The following is a 21,923-nucleotide window of genomic DNA, read 5'->3' as shown; positions in this document are numbered from 1 at the left end:
TTTCCGACATGTCCATCGCTCATCCCTCTCTGAGCTCCGTTTCGCGCCGCGCATCGTATAGTGGCCTGCGTCCGCTGCTGACGGCGCTTTGTTTTGGCGCCGCGGTCGCCACATTTTCCGCACCGGCCTCGGCCCGCGGACCGGATGGCATCGCCGACGTTGCCGAGAAGGTGATCGATTCCGTGGTCAATATCTCGACCACCTCGACCGTCGAGGCGAAGAACAGCGACAAGGGGGAGGGCGGTGGCCGCGGGGCGATGCCGCAACTGCCGCCAGGCTCGCCGTTCGAGGAGTTCTTCGATGACTTCTTCAAGAACCGCGGCGGGCGCCCCGGCGGCGACAAGAATGGCGGCCTGCAGCCGCGCAAGACCAATTCGCTGGGCTCCGGTTTCATCATCGACACCTCGGGCGTCGTGGTCACGAACAACCATGTCATCGATGGTGCCGACGAGATCACCGTCATCATGAATGACGGCACCAAGATCAAGGCGGAGCTGGTCGGCGTCGACAAGAAGACCGATCTGGCGGTGCTGAAGTTCACACCGGTGAAGCCGGTGGTTGCCGTGAAGTTCGGCGACAGTGAAAAGCTGCGGCTTGGCGAGTGGGTGATCGCCATCGGCAATCCGTTTTCGCTCGGTGGCAGCGTCACTGCGGGCATCGTCTCGGCGCGTAACCGCGAGATCAGCAACAACAGCCCCTATGACAGCTACATCCAGACCGACGCCTCGATCAATCGCGGCAATTCGGGCGGTCCGCTGTTCAACCTCGAGGGCGAAGTGGTCGGCGTGAATACGCTGATCATCTCGCCCACCGGCGGCTCCATCGGCCTCGGCTTCGCCGTGCCGTCGAAGACCGTGGTCGGCGTCATCGAGCAGCTGCGCGAATACAAGGAAGTCCGCCGCGGCTGGCTCGGCGTGCGCATCCAGCCGGTGACGGACGAGATTGCCGAGAGCCTGAACATCAAGCCGGCGCGCGGCGCACTGATCGCCGGCGTCGACGACAAGGGCCCGGCCAAGCCTGCCGGCCTCGAGCCCGGCGATGTGGTGATCAAGTTCGACGGCCGTGACGTCAAGGAGCCGAAGGACCTGTCGCGCATCGTTGCCGGCACCGCCGTCGGCAAGGCGGTCAATGTGCTGATCATTCGCAAGGGCAAGGAAGAGACCAAGCAGGTCACCCTCGGCCGTCTCGAGGATGACAAGCCGGTGCAGGCCTCGATCAAGGCCACGCCGGAAGCCGAGAAGCCGGCGACGCAGAAGGCGCTGGGCCTCGACCTCACCGGCCTCAGCAAGGATCTGCGCACCAAGTACAAGATCAAGGACAGCGTGAAGGGCGTCATTGTGACCGGCGTCGATGCCGGCTCCGACGCCGCCGAGAAGCGCCTGGCCGCCGGCGACGTCATCGTCGAGGTCGCGCAGGAAGCGGTCACCAATGCTGCCGACGTCAAGAAGCGCGTCGATGCCTTGAAGAAGGACGGCAAGAAGTCGGTGCTGCTGCTGGTGTCGAATGCCGAAGGCGAGCTGCGCTTCGTTGCGCTGAGCGTGCAGTAGGGGCGCTTTCTTCTCCCTCCCTCAAGCGCGGCGAAGCCGCGCGCAGCGGGGAGGGTGGCGCGTTTGAGAGCGAAGCGAACAAACGTGACGGGTGGGGCGCCCCACGTGAGGGCGTCGCTCGTGGCACCCCCACCCCGGCCTCCACTTCGTCGATGCTGCGCATCGCCTCGTTCGGCCGACCCGCCCCGCCTAGCGAAGCTTCGCTTCGCGCGGGGGGAGGGATGCCACAAACGCCTGTGCGTCATCGCTGATTCAACTGTCAAACAGCCACTGCGCTTCAGACATGCGTCGTCGCCCCTGCTATCTGCCGCGCGGGGGCGCCGTCGTCGCTTGCATTCCCACCCTCCTGTGAGAGGGCGTGCGGAACGCCGGGTGCCCGTTGCACCCTTGGGCCTGATGCGAATGCGGTCTTCCGCAATTTAGAGTGCATCAGGACTTTCGGAGGCGCCGAGCAAGTGCCCGACGTTCCGCCTGCGGTGTTTTTTCGGTTGCTTGCACATCTGCCATGGCGAACGGTCCCATCACCAAAATTAATGTCCCAGGGCGGAGGGACAGGGTAGCCGCAAAGCACTTGGCCGAACGCGTTTCGATTTGGTCGTCCGTCACACTGTCCAGGGGTCTGTCCATCCCAAGGTCGGCCGTGTCCTTGCCAGTGGCAGTGCTGGCGCAGATCCGTCCTGCCCGAAGACAGACGTTCCCCATGAACCGCGTAACGCCGCATCTCCGGCGTCCACCGCATCCCACCCCGCGAACGTGACGATCGCGATCGCCCCTCTCGGTGGGGCAGGACGGAGGGGAATATAAACCTTATAGGGATGCTGTCAATGGGAGATAGGAAAAAATGTTTGGTGCCTCTGTGCGCCCGACCCACACTCGTCATTCCGGGGCGCGGCCGGCACTTGCTGGACGCGAACCCGGAATCTCAGCATGTTCAGCGCCAAACACTCTGAGATTCCGGGTTCGCACTACGCGGCTGCGCCGCTTCGTGCGCCCCGGAATGACGAGCTTGGATCGGGATTCTCCACCGCTCCAAGTGGAGTGGCTGAGGTCCACGCTATGCCGGTTTTGCCGGCGACGCGCGCCCTCAGGCAAACCAATTGGTTTGCCGGGGAATGACAGCGTGGTTCAGCTCACAAACTCGCTGCGCTTGTAGCCCTGCGCATAGAGCAGCGCCGTGAGATCGCCGTGGTCGATGCGCGCCGCTGCGGCAGCTGCCACCGCAGGCTTGGCGTGATACGCAACGCCGAGGCCGGCATCCTGGATCATCGCGAGATCGTTGGCGCCGTCGCCGACGGCCATGGTGTCGAGATTGTCGAGATCGAAGGACTCGCGCAGCTCGACCAGTGTTGCGAGTTTCGCGGCCTTGCCGAGGATCGGCTCCGCGACGGTGCCTGTCAGCTTGCCATCAGCGACATGCAACACGTTGGCGCGGTTTTCCTGGAAGCCGACGAGTTCGGCGACCTTGGCTGTGAACAGCGTGAAGCCGCCGGAGACGAGGCAGGTATAGGCGCCATTGGCGCGCATGGTCTGCACCAGCTCGCGGCCGCCCGGCGTCAGCGTGATGCGCGAGGCCAGCACCTCATCGACCACGCCGACTTTCAGGTCTTTCAGCAGCGCCACGCGTTCGCGCAGTGCCGGCTCGAATTCGATCTCGCCGCGCATGGCCCGTTCGGTAATCGCAGCCACATGAGCCTTGAGGCCGGCGAAGTCAGCGAGCTCGTCGATACATTCCTGGCCGATCATGGTGGAATCCATGTCGGCGAGAAAAAGCTTCTTGCGCCGGTCGCTGACAGGCTGCACGACAACGTCGATCGGCATGTCGCCGCGGGCTGCGCGGAGGCGGTCGCCGAGCGCGAGGATGTTGTGGTCGCTGGCAAACAGGATATCTGCGGCGACGCCGTCGCTCAGCCAGTGCGCCTCGGTGTCGCCCGGCAGAAGTGCGCGCAGACCGTCGACCACCGTGCTATCGAGAGCGGGATTGGCGGGGTTGCAGATCAGGGTCGCAACGAGAGACATGACGTGAGTTCCAGTCCGGACAACAGAGCGCTGCTTATCGCAGGGCCGACCGCCAGCGGCAAGTCGGCGCTGGCGCTGGCCGTGGCGCGCGCGCGGGACGGCGTGGTCATCAATACCGACAGCATGCAGGTCTATCGCGACCTGCGCGTGCTGACGGCGCGGCCGACGGTCGAGGAAGAAGTGCAGGCGCCGCACCGGCTCTATGGCACGGTCGATGCCGCGGTGAATTTCTCCGCCGGCGCCTGGGTCGAGGAGGCGGCGCGGGTGCTTGCCGAGGTGCGGACGCAAGGCAAACTGCCGATCTTCATCGGCGGCTCCGGACTATACTTCAAGGCGCTGACGCGCGGGCTCTCGGCCGTACCGCCCGTCGCCGCCGAGGTGCGCGACGATGTCCGCGCGCGTCTGGAAAGGGATGGGCCGGAGGCGCTGCATGCGCAGCTCGCTTTGGTTGATCCGGTCTCCGCCGCGCGGCTCAATCTGCGCGACCGCACGCGCATCGCCCGCGCGCTGGAAGTCGTGGAGGCGACGGGACGTTCGCTGACCGACTGGCACAGCGAGGGCCTGCCGCCGCTGCTGCCGCCGGAGGGCGTGACCGCGCTGTTTCTGGCGCCCGAGCGCGACGAGCTTTATGCGCGGATCGATGCGCGGTTCGGGCGCATGCTGGACGAGGGCGCGCTGGACGAAGTCGCTGCCCTCGCGGCGCGCGGTCTCGATCCGCTGTTGCCCGCGATGAAGGCCCATGGCGTGCCCGCACTGATCCGGCATATCCGCGGCGAAATCTCGCGCGAGGAGGCCGCGGAGATCGGGCAGGCGGATACGCGCCACTACGCCAAGCGGCAGTTCACGTGGTTTCGGCATCAACTGCCGGAGTTCGCGTGGATGACGGTGGAGGAGGCGGGGACGAGCTTGGCCAGAGCTCTTGTCATTTGACCCATAGGGTGGTACAATGGCTCATCTGGGAGGCTCTGAATGATCGTCGGGTTTCGCGATGATTGGTTGCGGGCCTTCTTCGTGGACGACGTCCATTCTCGCAACATTCCGGCGGACCTTGAAAGCCGGCTGTTTCGCAAGCTTCAGATGATCGACGATGCGACCACCGATCAGGATCTGCGCGTACCGCCGAGCAATCATTTCGAAAAGCTGCGCGGCAAACTTGGCGGCTTGCACTCGATCCGCGTCAACAACCAGTGGCGGCTGATCTTCCGCTGGGATAGCGGCCGCGGCGAAGCGTCGGATCTTTATCTCGACGATCACAGCTACCGGTGAGGTGACTCATGCTGATGACCAAACGCAAGCCGGCCACTGTCGGTGAAATTCTGGTCGAGGAATTCATGCAGCCGCTTGGCCTGACACAAGGGACATTGGCAAAGGCGATGGGTGTCCAGCGCAAGCATGTGAACGAGTTGTGCAACGATCGCCGTAACGTGACCGCGGCGACCGCGCTCATTCTCGCGCGCGTCTTCGGCAACAGCCCGGACTTCTGGCTGAACGTGCAGCGCCGCGGTGATCTTTGGGAGGCGATGAACTCGCCGCAGGAACTGGCGCGGATCGAACGTGCGACGCCTCTGGTGAAGGCGGCTTAGGCCTGCAAACTAACACTCCGTCATGGCCGGGCAGCGCGAAGCAAGCTTCGCTAGATGTCCCGGCCATCCACGTCTTCGCTTGCGGCCAAAGGCGTGGATACCGGGCATTCGCCGGGCATGACGATGGAGGGGGCGGGTGACCCGTACGTCGGCACGCATATCTGCCCGCCCGATTTTTCCGCTCGCCGAACGCCAAAGACCCGGCTAGGCTCCAAAATCAGCGCGATCACAGCAACTTCCCTTGACATCCCCCGTTTGCTGGCTATGTTCCGCGCAAGTTATGAAAAGTCGGACCGATCCTGTGCGCAACAAAGTTACAAATCTCCTTATTATCGTGGTACCCTGGCGCACCGCCGGGGGTAGCTGACGGCTACCCACGAACCGAGCGGTGTGCACAGGGTCCTGAACGGGCCCTTTTTTATTGTCTGAACTTCAAGCTTTCCGAACCCAGCGACCATCCAGACCAAGCCGCGCCGCAGAGCGCATCCGGAGCGAACCATGAGCGACAGCAAGCCTCACGATCCCAATCAGATGACCGGCGCAGCGATGATCGTGCGCGCGCTTGCGGATCATGGCGTCAAGCACATCTTCGGCTATCCCGGCGGGGCGGTGCTTCCGATCTACGACGAGATCTACCAGCAGTCCGAGGTCGAGCACATTCTGGTCCGCCACGAGCAGGGCGCCGGCCATGCCGCCGAAGGCTATGCGCGCTCGACCGGCCTGCCGGGCGTCGTGCTGGTGACCTCGGGTCCGGGCGCCACCAATATGGTGACGCCGCTGGCCGACGCGCTGATGGATTCGATCCCGCTGGTCTGCATCACCGGACAGGTCCCGACGCATCTCATTGGTAACGACGCGTTCCAGGAATGCGACACCGTCGGCATCACGCGGCCCTGCACCAAGCACAACTGGCTGGTCCGCGACGTCAACGATCTCGCCAAGGTGCTGCATGAAGCCTTCTATGTTGCGACCACCGGCCGTCCTGGCCCGGTCGTCGTCGACGTTCCGAAGGACGTGCAGTTCGCCACCGGCACCTATCATCCGCCGCGCAAGTCGGACGTTCACATCTCCTACGCACCGCGCGTGAAGGGTGATGCCAATGCGATCCGCAAGGCGGTGTCGATGCTGGCGGGTGCCAGGAAGCCGATCATCTATTCCGGCGGCGGCGTCATCAATTCCGGCCTCGCGGCATCCAAGCTGCTGCGCGAGCTGGTCGAGGTCACCGGTTTCCCGATCACCTCGACGCTGATGGGCCTCGGCGCCTATCCGGCATCCGGCCCGAACTGGCTGGGCATGCTGGGCATGCACGGCACTTATGAAGCCAACATGGCAATGCATGACTGCGACGTCATGCTGTGCGTCGGCGCGCGCTTCGACGACCGCATCACCGGCCGCACCGATGCGTTCTCGCCGAACTCGAAGAAGATCCATATCGACATCGATCCGTCGTCGATCAACAAGAACATCCGCGTCGACGTGCCGATCATCGGCGATTGCGGCAATGTGCTGGGCGATATCCTGCAGGTGTTCAAATCCGAGGCGAAGAAGCCCGACACCAAGGACTGGTGGAAGACCATCGCCACCTGGCGCTCGCGCAATTCGCTGGCCTATAAGACGAATAACGATGTGATCCTGCCGCAATTCGCGATCCAGCGGTTATTCGAGGCGACGCGCGGCCACGACACCTACATCACCACGGAAGTCGGCCAGCATCAGATGTGGGCGGCGCAGTTCTTCGGCTTTGAGGAGCCGCATCGCTGGATGACGTCCGGCGGTTTGGGCACCATGGGCTACGGCCTGCCGGCGGCGCTGGGCGTGCAGGTTGCGCATCCGGACTCGCTGGTCATCGATATCGGCGGCGATGCCTCGGTGCAGATGACGATGCAGGAAATGTCGGCGGCGGTTCAGCACGAATTGCCGATCAAGATCTTCATCCTGAACAACCAGTATATGGGCATGGTGCGCCAGTGGCAGCAGCTGCTGCATGGCAACCGGCTGTCGCATTCGTACTCGGAAGCGCTGCCTGATTTCGTCAAGTTGGCTGAGGCCTATGGCGGCGTCGGATTCCAGTGCAGCAAGCCCGGCGATCTCGACGGCGCACTGCAGGAAATGATCAAGGTGAAGAAGCCGGTGCTGTTCGACTGCCGCGTTGCCGCGCTGGAGAACTGCTTCCCGATGATCCCGTCCGGCAAGGCACATAACGAAATGCTGCTGCCGCTCGAAGCGAATGACGAAGCCACCGCGGCGGCCTTCGCTGGCGGCAAGGCGCTGGTGTGATGCTTCTAACCTCTCCCCGCCTGCGGGGAGAGGTCGCCCGGCGGAGCGCAGCGAAGACGGGCGGGTGAGGGGGACTCTCCACCTGCTCCGAGTTTGCTGAGGCTCCCCCTCATCCCGACCTTCTCCCCGCACGCGGGGAGAAGGAGCTTACGTCACCCGCGGCTAAATCGAATTCTGACCGAGACGGTTGAAAAGAGAAACGACAATGGAACAGCCTGCCTCCGCCTATTTCATGGAAGAGCGTCACGATCCCAACGAGACGCATACGCTGACGGTGCTCGTCGCCAATGAGCCCGGCGTGCTCGCGCGCGTCATCGGTCTTTTCTCCGGCCGCGGTTACAATATCGAAAGTCTCACGGTGTCGGAGACCGAGAGCCACAAGCATGTCTCGCGCATCACCATTGTCACCACCGGCACGCCGATGGTAATCACGCAGATCAAGCATCAGCTCGATCGCATGATTCCGGTGCATCGCGTCGTCGACATGACGCTGACCGGCCGCTCCATCGAGCGTGAGCTTGCCATGGTCAAGCTGCGTGGCACCGGCGAGCATCGCGTCGAGGCGCTGCGGCTCGCCGAAGCGTTCCGCGCGCGCGTCATCGACGCCACCATCGAGAGCTTCGTGTTCGAGATCACCGGTAACACCGGCAAGATCAACCAGTTCATCGACCTGATGCGGCCGCTTGGCCTCGTCGAGATCTCGCGCACCGGCGTTGCCGCCATCAGCCGCGGACCGGAGGGGATGTAGCCTCCACGCATCGCAGTCATGAAACCTCTCGACATCGCGTTGGCCGTCGCAGTGGCCGTGATCTGGGGCGTCGGCTTCGTGCTGACCCGGATGGCGGTCGACGAAATGTCGTCGACGCTGCTCACCACGCTGCGTTTCGGCATCACGGCGCTGCCGTGCCTGTTCCTGCCGAAGCCGAAGCTGTCATGGCTGCTGATCGTTGCCACAAGCTGGCTGCTGGTGGCGCAGTTTCTGGCGCAGACCTATGGCATGGCGCATGGCGTGCCGGCGGGGCTGACCTCGGTGATTGTGCAGAGCCAGGCGCTGTTCACGGTGGGGGCTGCAGCGCTGTTCCTGCGCGAATTGCCGACGCGGCAGCAGGTGATCGGTATTGTCATTGCGATGGGCGGGCTGCTGATGATCTGCTTCACGGTCGGCTATGACTTCAGCGTGTTTCCGTTCATGGTGCTGATGACCGCGCCCGTGAGCTTTGCGTTCTCCAATCTGCTGCTGCGGCGCGCGCAGGGCGTGCCGATGCTCGACCTGTTCGCCTGGATCAGTCTCGTCGCGCTGCTGCCGTTGCTGGTGGTGCTGTTCAGTGTCGATGGCGCAAGCACTACCTGGCAATCGCTCACGCATGCCTCGCTGAAGGCCTTCGCCTGTGTGCTGTTCCTCGCGGTGGTCGGCACCACGCTGGGTTACTGGATCTGGGGCCGGCTGCTGCGCGACTATTCCGCGGCGCAGGTCGTGCCGTTCGCGCTGCTGGTGCCGTTCATTGGCGCGGCGGCGTCGAGCGTCACGTTCGGCGAACAGTTTGGATCACTGCGGCTCGCGGGCATGATCGTCGTTGTCTGCGGCATTGCCGTAATGCTGCTGTCGAAGCGCCCACCCACGCTTGTCGAGGTGGTCTGAGGTCATGTCGCAACAACTCCTGTTCGCCTTCATCGTGTTCGCCATCGTGATGTTCTTCACGCCAGGCCCGAACAACATCATGCTGCTCGCGTCGGGGCTCAATTTCGGCTTTCGTCGCACGCTGCCGCATGTCTTCGGCGTCACCGTCGGCTTTGCCTTCATGGTCGCCGTCACTGGCCTCGGATTGGGGGCGGTCTTCACCTCCTATCCGGTGCTGCACACCATCCTGAAATATGCCGGCGCCGCGTATCTCGTTTATCTCGCCTTTGCGATCGGGATGTCGGGTCCGCCCAACCCGGGTGACGCCGAACGGCGCCGGCCGATGACGTTTTTCGGCGCAGCGCTGTTTCAATGGGTCAACGTCAAGGGCTGGGTGATGGTGATCGGCACCATCACCGCTTATGCGGCGATTGCGAACTATCCCTGGAACATCCTGCTGCAGGTCGCCCTGTCGCTGCTGCTCGGGTTCGTCTCCTGCGTCACTTGGGTGCTGTGCGGCACCTCGCTGCAATCGCTGGTAAAATCGCCTGGCGCGGTCCGGGCGTTCAATATCGTCATGGGGCTGCTGCTGCTGGCGTCCCTGTATCCGGTGCTGGTCGAGCTATGAGCCTGACGCGCAGCGTAAAATCACCGTCGCGGGCTTGTCTCGCGGCACCCGTCGCCCTAGAAACCGGCGGCAATTCATGGTCATCCACCACGCGGTGGTGACCCGTTCGAACGGGCAGCTTTGAAATATAGTTGCTGAAGAGAGGAAATACCCATGCGAGTTTATTACGATCGCGACGCCGACCTGAACCTGATCAAGGGCAAGAAGGTCTGCATCGTCGGCTATGGCAGCCAGGGCCATGCCCATGCGCTGAACCTCAAGGACAGCGGCGTCAAGGACGTCGTGATCGCGCTGCGCAAGGGCTCGGCGACCGCGAAGAAGGCGGAAGCCGCCGGCTTCAAGGTGATGGAAGTCGCCGAGGCTGCCAAGTGGGCTGACCTGATGATGATGCTCACCCCCGACGAATTGCAGGGCGACATCTATCGCGACCACATGCACGACAACATGAAGAAGGGCGCAGCGCTCGTCTTCGCACACGGCCTCAACGTGCACTTCAACCTGCTCGACCCGCGTGAAGACTTGGACGTGTTGATGATCGCGCCGAAGGGCCCCGGCCACACCGTGCGTTCGGAATATCAGCGCGGCGGCGGCGTGCCCTGCCTGATCGCCGTTCACAAGGACGTCTCGGGCAATGCCCATGACCTCGGCCTCAGCTACGCTTCGGCAGTGGGCGGCGGCCGCGCCGGCATCATCGAGACCTCGTTCAAGGAAGAGTGCGAAACCGATCTGTTCGGCGAGCAGGCCGTTCTTTGCGGCGGCACCGTCGAGCTGATCCGCGCCGGCTTCGAGACGCTGGTGGAAGCCGGTTACGCACCGGAAATGGCTTACTTCGAGTGCCTGCACGAACTGAAGCTGATCGTCGACCTGATCTATGAAGGCGGCATCGCCAACATGAACTACTCGATCTCCAACACCGCGGAATACGGCGAATACGTCACCGGCCCGCGCATCGTCACCTCGGAAACCAAGGCCGAGATGAAGCGCGTGCTCACCGACATTCAGTCCGGCAAGTTCGCCCGCGACTGGATGCTGGAAAACAAGGTCAACCAGGCCTCGTTTAAGGCAACCCGCCAGCGCAACAATGCGCATCCGATCGAGGAAGTGGGCGCCAAGCTCCGCGACATGATGCCGTGGATCAAGGAAAAGGCGCTGGTCGACAAGACCAAGAACTAAGCGCTTTTCAAATCGCAGCTACCAACGGGACCGCGGCAACGCGGTCCCGTTTTAGTTTGCAGGCACTGATATGCGCGCCTGGCGCCGTTTCAGCACCGCCGCAGCGATCCTGAGCGCCATCACCACAATCAACGGCATCAGGAACCAGACATAGTTCGGCATCTGCGGAATGCGCATGCCGAAGCTCACCATGAACTGGAACCAGAGATAATAGATGCCGGTCGTATGCAGGATGCGCCATGCGCGCGGGCCGATGGCGGCCGCCGAGCGGTCGAATGACGTTGCCGCCATCGCGATGATGAAGGCGTAGCCAATGCCGCCGAAGATGTAGGAGGCGGGCGTCGTTGCTGCTGCATAGTCAGCGGGCGCCATCACGGCGAAGCAGACGATGGCGACGGCGTGGATGGCGTGAGATGCCGCAAAAGTGAGCCCAAGATAGCGGCGGTTGCGCCGCAGCCAGCGCGTACCGGATGTCGGCCAGAGCAGGGCGAGCGCGGATGCTGCGAAAGCGAGGCAGAAGAACAGCAACGAGCTGCGCGCGGTGAAGCGGATCACCATCCTGATGCCATCGACCTCGAAGCCGCGCATGCCGGCGATCCAGACGCTGAGCGCGATCAGTACAAGCGTCAGTATGGCGAGCAGCCGCCAGCCTTCGAACCAGTTGCGACGATCCCGTGTCATGACGTTCCCCCGTATTGCCATATGTAATCACTAGTTACATTCGGGGCAGGCGATCCAGTCAATTGTGTAATCAGTGATTACATTCACGATACGGTGATGCTATGCTGGCGCATGTCCAAGTCCGCAAAGCCGCCGTCCAGATCGGCATCGAAGCTGCCTGCGCGAAAACGAGCCGCCCGGCCATCGGTCGTGCCACGTGCCGCGAAGGGGCGAACGGCAACATCGCCGAAGACCTATCATCACGGCGATCTGCGCCGTGTGCTGATTGCGGCAGCGCTTGAACTGGCCGAGGAAGGTGGCGCGGATGCCGTCAGCGTGCGCGAGGCCGCGCGGCGCGCCGGCGTATCGCCGGGAGCGCCGTTCCGGCACTTCCCCAGCCGCAATGACCTTATGAGCGCGGTGGCGGAAGAGGCACAGCGCCGCTTTCGAGTCTCGATCGCCGCGGCCATCGCCGGCACGTCCGCCGACGATCCGCTGGCGCGGTTTCGCGCCTTTGGCATGGCCTATATGCGCTGGGCGATGACAAACCCGGCGCATTTCGAAGTGATCTCGAGCGGCAAGTATTTTTCCCACGACCAGTCGGAAGCGTTACGCGAGGACAATGATGAGCTGATCGCCATGACCGAGCAATTGCTAATGGATGCCCTGGCGCAGGGACAACTGCGCTCCTCCGATCTGCGCGTGATAAAGATTGCCGGCCGTGCCTTGGTCTATGGGTTTGCCCGCATGAAGATCGACGGGCATTTTCCACGCTGGGGTGTCGCGGATGCCGAGGCGGATCAGATGGCAGAGGCGATCATCACGCTGTTCGTTGATGGAATCGCAAGGCCTGTCTGAACAGCGATTCCGTTGGAATATGCATCAAGCCTGCGCGGCTTGCTGTCGCAGATAGACAAGAGCGCGCCGATCGTCAAAAACCAATGAGGCGGCGATCCGCAATTCTCGTTGTGACCGCGGCGATGCGGTCTCGTTCTCGGCCAAATTCACGTGCCATCACATCTCAGGTGCTTTTCATGCGATCCATCGTCATCACCGGCGTCTCCACGGGCATCGGCCACGCCACGGCGAAGCTTCTGCTCGCGCGCGGCTTTCGCGTGTTCGGTAGCGTGCGCAGGCAGGCCGATGCCGAGCGGTTGCAAGCCGAGTTCGGCGCGAATTTCATCCCGCTCCTGTTTGACGTCTCGGATGAGGCCGCTGTGTTGGCCGCCGCTGCGCAGGTTCGCGCCGCGCTGAATGGCGAGACGCTTGCAGGCCTCGTCAACAATGCCGGCGTGGCCGTGCCGGGCGCACTGCTCGACCTGTCGGTCGACGAGTTTCGCCAGCAGATCGAGATCAATGTGATGGGCCCGGTGATCGTCACCAAGGCCTTCGCGCCGCTGCTTGGCGCCGATCCGGCGATGACGGGCACGCCCGGGCGCATCGTGATGATGAGTTCGGTGTCTGGCCAGTTCGGCAATCCGCTGCTGTCGCCCTATAGCGCGTCAAAATTCGCACTGGAGGGGCTGGCCGAGAGCCTGCGGCGCGAATTCATGCTGTTCGGTATCGACGTGCTGGTGATCGCGCCGGGGGCCGTGCGCACGCCGATCTGGGACAAGGCCGAGGCGATCGATATGGCGCGCTTCGATGCGTCGCCGTTTTTGCCGGCGTTAACGAAGCTGCGCGAGATGCTGATGAAGCTGGCGAAGAACGGGCTGCCACCGGAGCGGATCGGCGAGCTGGTCTACCGGGCACTGACCGCATCCCGGCCGAAGCTGCGCGTGGTGGCGTCGCCGCAGCCGGTGCAGACGTGGATCGCTGGTTGGCTGCCGCGACGCTGGCTGGACGTGATCATGGCGAAGCAGTTGGGGCTGCGGCCCAAATAGCGGGGCCATTTGTAGTCTCGACAGGGCCGCTAAAATTGGCTAACTGGTACTACCAGATTGGTAGGGTCAGCCATGCTCGCTACGGTCAGCACCGAAACCTCCGACGCCGTTCGGAAAACGCTCGAATTCGTCCGGCATCACCGGCTCGCGAAGGGCGACCGGCTGCCGTCGGAGCGGGATCTGTCGGAGCGGTTCGGGGTGACGCGCGGCTCGGTCCGCGAGGCGCTGGCGGTGCTCGATGCCATGCGCATCACCGAGCGGAAGCCCAAATCAGGGATCTATCTGCGCAACGCGCTGGAAGACAGCGGGCTCGATGCGCTGGTGCTGCAGGCGGATTTGGGCGTGACCTTCGATACGCAGGTGACGCGCGATGCGGTCGAAGCGCGGATCATCTGCGAGGAGCAGGCGTTCCGGCTGGCCTGCCAGCGCCGGACCGATGCCGATCTCGCAAAGCTGCACGGACTGCTGGATACCTATGCGGTGCTGGCCACCAACGGCTGCAACATGGCCGACGAGGACGTCGAGTTTCATCTTGCCGTGGCGGGCGCCAGCCAGAACCGCATTCTCGTGCGCACGATTACGCCCCTGATGCTGATGAGCACGCGCGGGCGTCGCCGTTACTTCGAATCCGCGGCGTTGCGCCAGCGCTCGCTCGACGATCACCGCGCTTTCGTCGCGGCCATCGAAGCGCGCGACGAAATCGCTGTCACCGCGCTCGTTCATCGCCATGTGCAGATCGCTGCCGCCGACATTGAGGCGCTGGCTGATCACGCCCCGATCGACCCGCAGGAGCAGGAGATCGCAAACACCAACACCTGACGAGCCGTTCAACAATCCCGACAAACGGGAAGGCTCGGATCGAATACGGCAACGGCCGTCACTTATGGAAACGCAAAAAGAAGGACAGAAAATGCGTATCACGATGACTTCCAGGGCCGCGCCAGCGGCCGCCAGCATCATGGCTGCGTTCGCAGCTGCGATTGCACTGGCCGCGAGCCCGGCACTGGCGCAGAAGACATACGGCCCCGGTGCCAGCGACACCGAAATCAAGATCGGCAACACGGTGCCCTATAGCGGCCCGGCCTCAGCCTACGGCATTCTCGGCAAGGCCTACGGCGCCTATTTCAAGAAGATTAACGATGAGGGCGGCATCAACGGCCGCAAGATCGTCTTCATCTCCTATGACGACGCCTATTCGCCGCCGAAGACCGTGGAGCAGACCCGCAAGCTGGTCGAGAGCGACGAGGTGATGGCGATCGTCGGCAATGTCGGCACCGCCGCGAATGCCGCGATCCAGAAATACGTCAATGCCAAGAAGACGCCGCAACTGTTTCTCGCGACCGGTGCCACCCGCTGGAACGATCCGAAGCAGTTTCCATGGACCATGGGCTGGCTGCCGAGCTACCACGCCGAAGCTGCGGCCTATGCGAAGTATCTCCTGAAAGAGAAGCCGGATGCCAAGATCGGCGTGCTCTATCAGAATGACGATTTCGGCAAGGACTATCTGAAGGGACTGAAGGAAGGTTTCGGCGACAAGGCGGCGTCAAGGATCGTGGCTGAAGCGAGCTACGAGGTTTCCGAGCCGACCATCGACTCGCAGATCGTCAAGCTGAAGGCCGCCGGCGTCGATACGCTGTTCTCCTTTGCTGTCGGAAAATTCGCCGCACAGTCGATCAAGAAAGTCGCCGAGCTCGGCTGGAAGCCGCTGCACATCGTGCCGAATGCGAGTTCGTCGGTGGGCAGCGTGATCCGTCCGGCAGGCTTCGAGAATGCGCAGGACGTTTTGTCCGCGACCTTCGCCAAGGATCCGACCGATCCGCAGTGGAAGGACGATCCGGGCATGCAGAAGTTCTACGCCTATGTCGAGAAGTACATTCCCGAAGGCAAGGCGATGGAGAGCACGGTATTGTCCGGCTACAGCATCGCCCAGACCATGGTCGAGGCGCTGAAGCAGTGCGGCGACGATCTCACCCATGAGAACCTGATGAAACAGGCCGCCAACCTCAAGAATGTGCAGCTCGACGGACTGCTGCCAGGCGTAACCGTCAACACCAGCCCGACCGACTTCTCGCCCATCGACCAGTTTCAGATGATGAGCTTCAAGGGCGAGCGCTGGCAGCGCTTCGGCGAGATCATCAAGGGCGAGACGCCGACCGCAGTGCGGTAGAGGCGAGGGATGACGACGGCAGGCGGCGCCCGGACCGGCACCGCCTGCGTCGAAAGGTTCATTGTCCGTTCATGACGCCTGTATTACGATTTTGTGACATTCCGCAGGGTCCGGTCGCGGTGTGAGCCGGCTGGCCGTTGCCAGACAGGGCAGTTGTCTTGCCGGGTTCGCAGGCAAGCCATGCTGCCGTCGCCCTCAGTCTCTCCGGCGCAAGCCGGCCGCCGCTTCAAGGAGCGGTTGGTGGTCGTCTGGCAGTATCTTCGGCAGTGGCCGCTGCGCACGGCGCTGATCGCTGCGATCCATACGCTCGCGTTCTATGTTCTGGCCTCGGTCGAATACGGCCCGTTCGCCAACACGCTGGCGCTGTTCACCTGGGGTTTGCTGAACTTCCTGTTCCTCGCGCTGTTGAAGCGGCCCGGTGTCAGCGCGGTGCTGTCGCTGCTGCTGGTCACGGCGCTGATCGTGCTATCGCAGTTCAAGTTCGGCATCACGCAGCTCACGCTGACCTTCCTGGATTTCCTGATCATCGATCGTGACACGATCTCGTTCCTGCATTCGATCTTCCCGCAACTGCGGACCTGGCTACTGATCGCCGCCGCCGTCGCGCTGCCGATCCTGTGGCTGATCTGGCGCGCCGATCCGTACCGACTGCGCCGCCGCAGCGCGCTGGCCTGTGCAGGCGTCTGCCTAGCGGGGATCGTCGGCCTGTCGGCAGCCAATCCCGAAAAGCCATGGGAGCCGTTCCAGGGCGTCAATCACATTTCCAATCTGGCGCGCTCCGGCGTTGTCTCGGTGTCGCATCTGACGGCGACCGGATGGATCGAGGCGGATTCCAAGAGCCTCGTGAGTTCGGCCCAGGCATCGCCGATGACCACCTGCGAGCCGGGCGTGAAGCGGCCGAATATCGTGATGGTGCTCGACGAGTCGTCATTCGACGTGTCCGCGGCGCCCGGCGTGAAGGTGCCGGCGGGCTATCATGATTATTTCAAGTCGGCAGACGGCCAGCTGCGCGCGCTGATCACCGAATCCAGCGGCGGTCCGACCTGGTACACCGAGTTCAATATCTTCACCGGGCTGTCGGCGCGCTCCTTCGGTGCGCTGAAGTTCTATGTCACCCGCATTGCCGCCGGGAAGATCTCGCGCGGCCTGCCGCAGGCGCTGCAGCGCTGCGGCTACAAGACCTTCTCGCTGTATCCGACCTACGGCAATTTCCTCAGCGCCCGCAGTTTCCAAGAGGGCGCGGGCATCGACGGCTTCATCGACATGGCGGCGATGGGCGTCAGCGAGGACATGCAGCCCGACAGGTTCTATTTCGACCAGGCCAGGGACCTCATCGCGCGCGCGAGCAAGACCGACCAGCCGGTCTTCGTGTTGGTCTATCTCACTGCCAATCATTTCCCGTGGACCACGACCTATCGCGACGACCTGACGCCCGCCGGCTGGCAGGCGCCGGGCAATACGGCGGAGGTGGATGAGTATATCCGCCGCCAGGCCATGACGGCTGCGGACTACAAGGCCTTCGTCGCGCAGCTCCAGAAGGACCATCCGACCGAGCCGTTCCTGCTGGTGCGGTTCGGCGACCATCAGCCCGCGATCGCGCAGAAACTGCTCGAACCCGATCTGCCGCAGCCGAAGCGCGCCGACCGGATCATGACGCATGATGTCAGATACTACACGACCTATTACGCCATCGACGCGCTGAACTACCGCCCCGAACTGACATCGGCACTGTCGACACTGGATGCTGCCTATCTGCCTGTGATGGTGCAGGAGGCCGCACGCGTCCCGCTCGATCCGTCCTTTGTCGAGCAGAAGAAGATCATGCTTCGCTGCAAGGGCGTGTTCTACGGCTGCAAGGGCGGCGATGAAGCCAGCCGATTCAATCGGTGGCTGATTGATGCGGGGCTGATCAAGGATCTCTGACCCGGCCGGTTGCAGCAGTGAGGGCAGGGTGTCTGTCCATCCCGTTCAGGCCAAGGTCATTGCCCGTTCATGACGATTACATTACAAATTAATGACATATCGCAGTTTCCGGCTGCGACATGCGCCCTCTGGCCGTCGCCAGCCCAGGCCCGAGGCCTCGCCGGTGGTGTTGCGTGCCGCCATGGCGCCTCCGCTCAATCCAGTACCCAGCGTCTCGACAACTGCTGTCGCTGCACCGACCAGCGTGTGGCGGCTGCTGGCCGTGGCAGCGCCGCATTTCGGCGCGCTGCTGGTGATGTTCCAGACCGAGACCGATCTGGTGGGACGGGTGGGCTTCGTGCTGGCCTGGGCCATTCTCAACTTGTTCTGGATTGCGCTGCTGCGCCGTCCCGCGCTTTCGGGAGCGCTGTCGCTGACCCTGGTCGTCATCTTGGTGCTGCTGTCGCGGCTGAAGCACGACGTGGTGCAGATGACCGCGAACTTCGTCGACCTGATGGTGATCGACCGCGATACCGCAGCCTTCCTGTTCACGATCTTTCCGAACCTGCGCTGGTCCGCCATCGGCGCTGCCGTGGTGGTGCTGCCGCTGATGTATGCGCTGTGGTGGCTCGATCCGTTCCGCATCCGACGGCTGCCGGCGCTGGCCGCGCTGACGGCCTGCCTCGCCGCATTGACGGGCTATGCGTTGGCCTGGCCCGATGAAGCCTGGCGCGGCTATTACGATGACGGCTATCTGTCGAAATTCGCGCGCTCCGGCGTCACCGCCGTGTCGGACTTCAGCAGCCACGGTTTCATGGAGTCCGACGCGGTCATCACCGAGCGGCTGAAGTTGCCGCTGGAGGATTCTTGCCATCCGGCGGGACGTCGTCCGCACATCATAATGGTGCATGACGAGTCGTCCTTCGACATCCGTCAGGCCGCCGGCGTGAAGACGCCGAAAGGCTATGGCAGCCACTTCAATTCATGGGATGGCAAGGCGCGCAAATTTCTCGCCGAGAGCAATGGCGGGCCGAGCTGGTTCACCGAATACAACGTACTGGCCGGACTGTCGTCGCGCTCGTTCGGGCCGTTCTCCTATTTCGTCACGCGCATCGCTTCGGGCCGCGTCGAGCGCGGATTGCCGTTGGCGCTGCGCCGCTGTGGCTACAGCACTATCTCGCTCTATCCGGCCTTCGGCGCCTTCATGAGCGCGCGCAGCTTCCAGACCACCACCGGCGTCGAGCGCTTCTATGACGCCAAGGATCTCGGCGCCAAGGGCGTCGAGCCCGACAGCTTTTTCTATGATTCAGCGGCGCGCCTGATGGCCGAGCAGCCGCCGGCCAATCCGCTGTTCATGTTCGTCTATCTCGCCGCCAATCACTTTCCGTGGGAAACCAGATTTCGCCCCGACATGACGCCAGGCTGGCGTGCGCCCGGCAACGTGCCGGTGGTCGACGAATATCTGCGCCGTCAGGCGATGAGCGTGGATCACTATGGCGCGTTCGTCGCGAAGTTGAAGAAGCAGTTTCCAGCGCAGCCGTTCCTGATCGTACGCTATGGCGATCATCAGCCGGAATTCGCGCCGGGCATTCTCGATCCCAACATGGATGAAGCGGGCCTCGGCAAGAAGCTGCAGAGTTACGACCCGCGCTACTACGCGACCTACTACGCCATCGACGCGATCAATTTCGAACCGGTGAAGAGCGCGACGGTGATGGACACGATCGACGGGCCGTATCTGCCGCTGGTCATTCAGGAGGCCGCGGGCATTCCGCTGGACCCGTCCTTCGAGGAGCAGAAGAAGATCATGCTTCGCTGCAAGGGACTGTTTTACGCCTGCAAGGACGGCGCGGAAGCGCGACGATTCAATCGCCTGTTGATCGATGCGGGGATGATCAAGAATTTGTAACGCCGGAGTTCGTAGGATGGGTAGAGCGCAGCGAAACCCATCGCTTTTGTGGCTCGCCATTGATGGGTTTCGCGAAGACGCTCTACCCATCCTACTTTTTTATCCTGTCCCACATCCACCGGGCCACACTCTCCGGCGAGCTCGTCGCATCATTCCCTGCGGCGCGGAGATTGGCTTCGCGCATCAGCGGTAGATCGATCCTGCCAAGCAACGGCTGCAACGCGCTGCGCAGCTTCTCATCGTCCGCGCGTCTCGGCGCCAGCAGCATGATCGCGTCATAGGGTGGGATCGCATGTTTGGGATCGTCCAGCACCACGAGATCGTATTTCGCGATCAGTCCGTCGCTGGTATAGCCGGCGATGACATCGACCTCGCCGGAGGCAACAGCGGCATACATGAAATCGGGCTGCATCGTGCGCTGGGTCTTGAACGACAGGCCGTAGGCCGTTTTCAGTCCCGCCCATTCCGGCCGCGAGAAGAATTCGTAATCGCCGGCGATGGTCATGGTGGCGCTCAGCGCCGCGAGATCGGCCGCGGTCTTGATCCCGAGCGCTTGCGCCTTTACACGCGGCATCACCAGCGCATAGGCATTGGCGAAACCGAGCTCGCCAAATAGCGTGATGCCCTGCTTGGCAAGCGCCGTCTTCAGCTCGGTGAGTAGTTGTTCGCGCGGCAGGATCTCGGTGCGGTGAAACTGGTTGGCCCACAGCGTGCCCGAATAGTCGATGTAGACATCGATATCGCCGGAGGCCAGCGCATCGTAGATCACGCTGGAGCCGAGACCCTGCCGCGTCGTGGCGGGCAGGCCGGCCGCTTGCAGCCGCTGCGACATCAGCGCGGCCAGCACATATTGTTCGGTGAAGGTCTTGGCGCCGACCACGATGCGTGTGCCGGAGCGGGCGAATGACGGCGCGAGTGTGACGATCACCAGCGCCGCGATACCGAGCACGCCGATGGCGGTGCGGATACGGCTACGCAGGCGGATGCCGGTTTCGATCAGCGCCAGCAATTGATCGACGGCCAGTGCAAGAATTGCCGCGGCGACGCAGCCGAAGATCACCAGAACCCAGTTCTGTGTCTGCAGGCCTGCAAAGATGTAGTTGCCGAGCGAGGTCTGGCCGATCGGCGTTGATAGCGTCGCGGTGCCGATGACCCAGACGGCGGAAGTGCGGATACCTGCCATCATCACGGGCAATGCCAGCGGCAGTTCGACCATGGTCAGCGATTGCCGCGGCGTCATGCCGACGCCCTGAGCCGCCTCGGTCAATGCGGGATCGACGCCGTTCAATCCGGTGATGGTGTTGCGCAATACCGGCAGCATCGAATACAGCGCCAACGCCAGCACGGCCGGCAGGAATCCGAAGGCAGAGAAGCTGACGCCGAGATATTGCAGCGACAGCGCTGCGAGCGCCAGCAGCAGCGGATAGAACAAGGCCAGCAATGCCAGACCCGGAATGGTCTGCACGATGCTGGCGACGCCGAGCAGCGCGCTGCGCAGCACCGGCCGTTGCCGTGCCATGATGGCTAGCGGCAGGCTGATGATGAGGCCGAGCGCCAGCGCTGCAAGGCTGACGCGCACGTGGCTACCGAGATAGTCCGGCAGATGGCCGAGCGCGTCGCTCCAGCGCGGATCGGTGAACAGGCTCATGTCGCGCCGCCTTGGGGCGCCGTGCCATCCCTCGGCAGCAGCATCTGAAGTCGTTTCGCCTGCCGGCGCGGTGTGCCCAGCAACTCGCCGACATAGGGATCGGTGCTTTCGGACAACTCAGTGGGCGTGCCCTCCGCGAGCAGTTTGCCGGAGCGCATCACCGCGATCCGGTCCGCGAGCAGGATTGCCTCGGTCATGTCATGGGTGATCATGATGGTGGTGAGGCCCAGGCTGCGATGCAGCGCGCGGTAGTCGTCGCTAAGCGCATCGCGGGTCAGCGGATCGAGCGCGCCGAACGGTTCATCCATCAGCACGATGCGCGGCTTCGCGGCGAGGGCACGCGCGACGCCGACGCGCTGGCGCTGGCCGCCGGAGAGTTCGTGCGGAAAGCGATCGCGGTGCTGCTTGCGGTCGAGGCGCACGAGATCGAGCAGTTCATCGACACGATCCGCGATATCTCTGGCGGGAGTGCCCAGCAGTCTGGGCGTGATGCCGATATTGTCTTTGATGCTCATATGCGGAAACAGCCCGCCGCTTTGGAACACGTAGCCGATGCGGCGGCGCAGTTCGATCGGATCGACCTGCGCCACGTCCTCGCCGGCGATGGTGATGTGTCCCGCGTCCGGCGCGATCAGCCGGTTGGCCAGCCGCATCAGCGTGGTCTTGCCAGAGCCGGAGCCGCCGACCACCGCGAGGAACTCTCCCTCGGCAATATCGAGCGAGACACCGTCGACGGCGTGAATGCGGCCGCCGTCGAAGCTCTTGCTGATATGGGAGAAGCGGATGAGGGGACTCATGCGCCGGATATCTTACGCGGTGCGTCGTCGCTTACCCTCCCCTGGAGGGGGAGGGGCGCCACGTGCGAAGCACGTGGCGGGGTGGGGTGAATGGGAAGCTCCATGGATGAACATG

Annotated in this window: 19 protein-coding genes; 15 read left to right on the top strand and 4 right to left on the bottom strand. The window is 63.3% G+C overall.

Annotated features, from left to right (window positions below):
- Positions 1-8 precede the first annotated feature (8 nt).
- On the top strand, positions 9-1,547 hold the full coding sequence (locus tag AB7951_RS18555) for a Do family serine endopeptidase (RefSeq protein WP_120289070.1): 1,539 nt from the start codon (positions 9-11) through the stop codon (positions 1,545-1,547).
- A 1,125-nt stretch (positions 1,548-2,672) separates the two neighbouring features.
- Here AB7951_RS18555 and serB read toward each other — a convergent pair.
- A complete protein-coding gene (gene serB / locus AB7951_RS18550; RefSeq protein ID WP_120290396.1) occupies positions 2,673-3,563 on the bottom strand; it encodes a phosphoserine phosphatase SerB in 891 nt (296 codons plus the stop codon).
- A 3-nt stretch (positions 3,564-3,566) separates the two neighbouring features.
- Here serB and miaA point away from each other — a divergent pair, with 3 nt between their 5' ends.
- From miaA to ilvC, 8 genes are all read left to right on the top strand, one after another.
- Entirely contained in the window at positions 3,567-4,493 is a 927-nt protein-coding gene (gene miaA, locus AB7951_RS18545) for a tRNA (adenosine(37)-N6)-dimethylallyltransferase MiaA (protein WP_120290398.1), read from the top strand.
- A 39-nt stretch (positions 4,494-4,532) separates the two neighbouring features.
- The gene (locus tag AB7951_RS18540; RefSeq protein ID WP_120290400.1) at positions 4,533-4,829 is read left to right on the top strand and encodes a type II toxin-antitoxin system RelE/ParE family toxin; all 297 of its coding nucleotides are present in this window, start codon (positions 4,533-4,535) and stop codon (positions 4,827-4,829) included.
- A gap of 8 nt (positions 4,830-4,837) precedes the next feature.
- The gene (locus AB7951_RS18535; RefSeq protein ID WP_089267874.1) at positions 4,838-5,146 is read left to right on the top strand and encodes a HigA family addiction module antitoxin; all 309 of its coding nucleotides are present in this window, start codon (positions 4,838-4,840) and stop codon (positions 5,144-5,146) included.
- Between the two features lie 498 nt (positions 5,147-5,644).
- A complete protein-coding gene (locus AB7951_RS18530) occupies positions 5,645-7,423 on the top strand; it encodes an acetolactate synthase 3 large subunit (protein ID WP_441256020.1) in 1,779 nt (592 codons plus the stop codon).
- Positions 7,424-7,628: 205 nt separating this feature from the next.
- Positions 7,629-8,171 (top strand): acetolactate synthase small subunit, encoded by a 543-nt coding sequence (gene ilvN / locus AB7951_RS18525; RefSeq protein ID WP_068738461.1) that lies wholly within the window; start codon positions 7,629-7,631, stop codon positions 8,169-8,171.
- Between the two features lie 18 nt (positions 8,172-8,189).
- Positions 8,190-9,062, top strand: a complete 873-nt coding sequence (locus tag AB7951_RS18520) for an EamA family transporter (protein ID WP_120290404.1) — start codon at positions 8,190-8,192, stop codon at positions 9,060-9,062.
- 4 nt (positions 9,063-9,066) lie between these two features.
- Complete coding sequence (locus AB7951_RS18515; RefSeq protein WP_068738457.1) at positions 9,067-9,669, top strand: LysE family translocator; 603 nt, start codon at positions 9,067-9,069, stop codon at positions 9,667-9,669.
- A gap of 153 nt (positions 9,670-9,822) precedes the next feature.
- Positions 9,823-10,842, top strand: coding sequence for a ketol-acid reductoisomerase (gene ilvC / locus AB7951_RS18510; RefSeq protein ID WP_089267877.1), 1,020 nt, complete (start codon positions 9,823-9,825; stop codon positions 10,840-10,842).
- A 51-nt stretch (positions 10,843-10,893) separates the two neighbouring features.
- Here the strand turns inward: ilvC and AB7951_RS18505 are convergent, their stop codons facing one another.
- Entirely contained in the window at positions 10,894-11,523 is a 630-nt protein-coding gene (locus tag AB7951_RS18505; protein WP_120290406.1) for a ferric reductase-like transmembrane domain-containing protein, read from the bottom strand.
- A 111-nt stretch (positions 11,524-11,634) separates the two neighbouring features.
- Here AB7951_RS18505 and AB7951_RS18500 point away from each other — a divergent pair, with 111 nt between their 5' ends.
- From AB7951_RS18500 to AB7951_RS18475, 6 genes are all read left to right on the top strand, one after another.
- Positions 11,635-12,360, top strand: a complete 726-nt coding sequence (locus AB7951_RS18500; RefSeq protein WP_120290408.1) for a TetR/AcrR family transcriptional regulator — start codon at positions 11,635-11,637, stop codon at positions 12,358-12,360.
- Between the two features lie 176 nt (positions 12,361-12,536).
- Positions 12,537-13,385 (top strand): SDR family NAD(P)-dependent oxidoreductase, encoded by an 849-nt coding sequence (locus AB7951_RS18495; RefSeq protein ID WP_120290410.1) that lies wholly within the window; start codon positions 12,537-12,539, stop codon positions 13,383-13,385.
- A gap of 72 nt (positions 13,386-13,457) precedes the next feature.
- Complete coding sequence (locus AB7951_RS18490; protein ID WP_120290412.1) at positions 13,458-14,204, top strand: FCD domain-containing protein; 747 nt, start codon at positions 13,458-13,460, stop codon at positions 14,202-14,204.
- A 91-nt stretch (positions 14,205-14,295) separates the two neighbouring features.
- The gene (locus AB7951_RS18485; protein ID WP_175366851.1) at positions 14,296-15,552 is read left to right on the top strand and encodes an ABC transporter substrate-binding protein; all 1,257 of its coding nucleotides are present in this window, start codon (positions 14,296-14,298) and stop codon (positions 15,550-15,552) included.
- Between the two features lie 180 nt (positions 15,553-15,732).
- Positions 15,733-17,475: a sulfatase-like hydrolase/transferase gene (locus AB7951_RS18480; RefSeq protein ID WP_120290414.1), complete on the top strand. Its 1,743-nt coding sequence runs from the start codon at positions 15,733-15,735 to the stop codon at positions 17,473-17,475.
- A gap of 181 nt (positions 17,476-17,656) precedes the next feature.
- A complete protein-coding gene (locus tag AB7951_RS18475) occupies positions 17,657-19,363 on the top strand; it encodes a sulfatase-like hydrolase/transferase (protein WP_120291132.1) in 1,707 nt (568 codons plus the stop codon).
- 91 nt (positions 19,364-19,454) lie between these two features.
- Here AB7951_RS18475 and AB7951_RS18470 read toward each other — a convergent pair whose 3' ends face one another.
- Both AB7951_RS18470 and AB7951_RS18465 read right to left on the bottom strand, forming a co-directional pair.
- Complete coding sequence (locus AB7951_RS18470) at positions 19,455-21,011, bottom strand: glycine betaine ABC transporter substrate-binding protein (protein ID WP_441256019.1); 1,557 nt, start codon at positions 21,009-21,011, stop codon at positions 19,455-19,457.
- Positions 21,008-21,808, bottom strand: coding sequence for an ATP-binding cassette domain-containing protein (locus AB7951_RS18465; RefSeq protein ID WP_120290418.1), 801 nt, complete (start codon positions 21,806-21,808; stop codon positions 21,008-21,010). The genes AB7951_RS18470 and AB7951_RS18465 overlap by 4 nt, the downstream gene beginning before the upstream one ends.
- Positions 21,809-21,923: the final 115 nt, after the last annotated feature.

This window comes from Tardiphaga sp. 285_C5_N1_2 (genome assembly GCF_052076065.1).
GTDB classification, from domain to species: Bacteria; Pseudomonadota; Alphaproteobacteria; order Rhizobiales; family Xanthobacteraceae; genus Tardiphaga; species Tardiphaga robiniae.
This window is presented reverse-complemented; position numbering and strand designations above follow the sequence as displayed.

What these genes read in the sequence shown, in the direction of transcription:
- AB7951_RS18555 (WP_120289070.1), top strand. Translation starts at nt 9, where the DNA reads ATGTCCATCGCTCATCCCTCTCTGAGCTCCGTTTCGCGCCGCGCATCG.
- serB (WP_120290396.1), bottom strand. Translation starts at nt 3,563, where the DNA reads ATGTCTCTCGTTGCGACCCTGATCTGCAACCCCGCCAATCCCGCTCTC.
- AB7951_RS18540 (WP_120290400.1), top strand. Translation starts at nt 4,533, where the DNA reads ATGATCGTCGGGTTTCGCGATGATTGGTTGCGGGCCTTCTTCGTGGAC.
- AB7951_RS18535 (WP_089267874.1), top strand. Translation starts at nt 4,838, where the DNA reads ATGCTGATGACCAAACGCAAGCCGGCCACTGTCGGTGAAATTCTGGTC.
- AB7951_RS18530 (WP_441256020.1), top strand. Translation starts at nt 5,645, where the DNA reads ATGAGCGACAGCAAGCCTCACGATCCCAATCAGATGACCGGCGCAGCG.
- ilvN (WP_068738461.1), top strand. Translation starts at nt 7,629, where the DNA reads ATGGAACAGCCTGCCTCCGCCTATTTCATGGAAGAGCGTCACGATCCC.
- AB7951_RS18520 (WP_120290404.1), top strand. Translation starts at nt 8,190, where the DNA reads ATGAAACCTCTCGACATCGCGTTGGCCGTCGCAGTGGCCGTGATCTGG.
- AB7951_RS18515 (WP_068738457.1), top strand. Translation starts at nt 9,067, where the DNA reads ATGTCGCAACAACTCCTGTTCGCCTTCATCGTGTTCGCCATCGTGATG.
- ilvC (WP_089267877.1), top strand. Translation starts at nt 9,823, where the DNA reads ATGCGAGTTTATTACGATCGCGACGCCGACCTGAACCTGATCAAGGGC.
- AB7951_RS18505 (WP_120290406.1), bottom strand. Translation starts at nt 11,523, where the DNA reads ATGACACGGGATCGTCGCAACTGGTTCGAAGGCTGGCGGCTGCTCGCC.
- AB7951_RS18500 (WP_120290408.1), top strand. Translation starts at nt 11,635, where the DNA reads ATGTCCAAGTCCGCAAAGCCGCCGTCCAGATCGGCATCGAAGCTGCCT.
- AB7951_RS18495 (WP_120290410.1), top strand. Translation starts at nt 12,537, where the DNA reads ATGCGATCCATCGTCATCACCGGCGTCTCCACGGGCATCGGCCACGCC.
- AB7951_RS18490 (WP_120290412.1), top strand. Translation starts at nt 13,458, where the DNA reads ATGCTCGCTACGGTCAGCACCGAAACCTCCGACGCCGTTCGGAAAACG.
- AB7951_RS18485 (WP_175366851.1), top strand. Translation starts at nt 14,296, where the DNA reads ATGCGTATCACGATGACTTCCAGGGCCGCGCCAGCGGCCGCCAGCATC.
- AB7951_RS18480 (WP_120290414.1), top strand. Translation starts at nt 15,733, where the DNA reads ATGCTGCCGTCGCCCTCAGTCTCTCCGGCGCAAGCCGGCCGCCGCTTC.
- AB7951_RS18475 (WP_120291132.1), top strand. Translation starts at nt 17,657, where the DNA reads ATGGCGCCTCCGCTCAATCCAGTACCCAGCGTCTCGACAACTGCTGTC.
- AB7951_RS18470 (WP_441256019.1), bottom strand. Translation starts at nt 21,011, where the DNA reads ATGAGCCTGTTCACCGATCCGCGCTGGAGCGACGCGCTCGGCCATCTG.
- AB7951_RS18465 (WP_120290418.1), bottom strand. Translation starts at nt 21,808, where the DNA reads ATGAGTCCCCTCATCCGCTTCTCCCATATCAGCAAGAGCTTCGACGGC.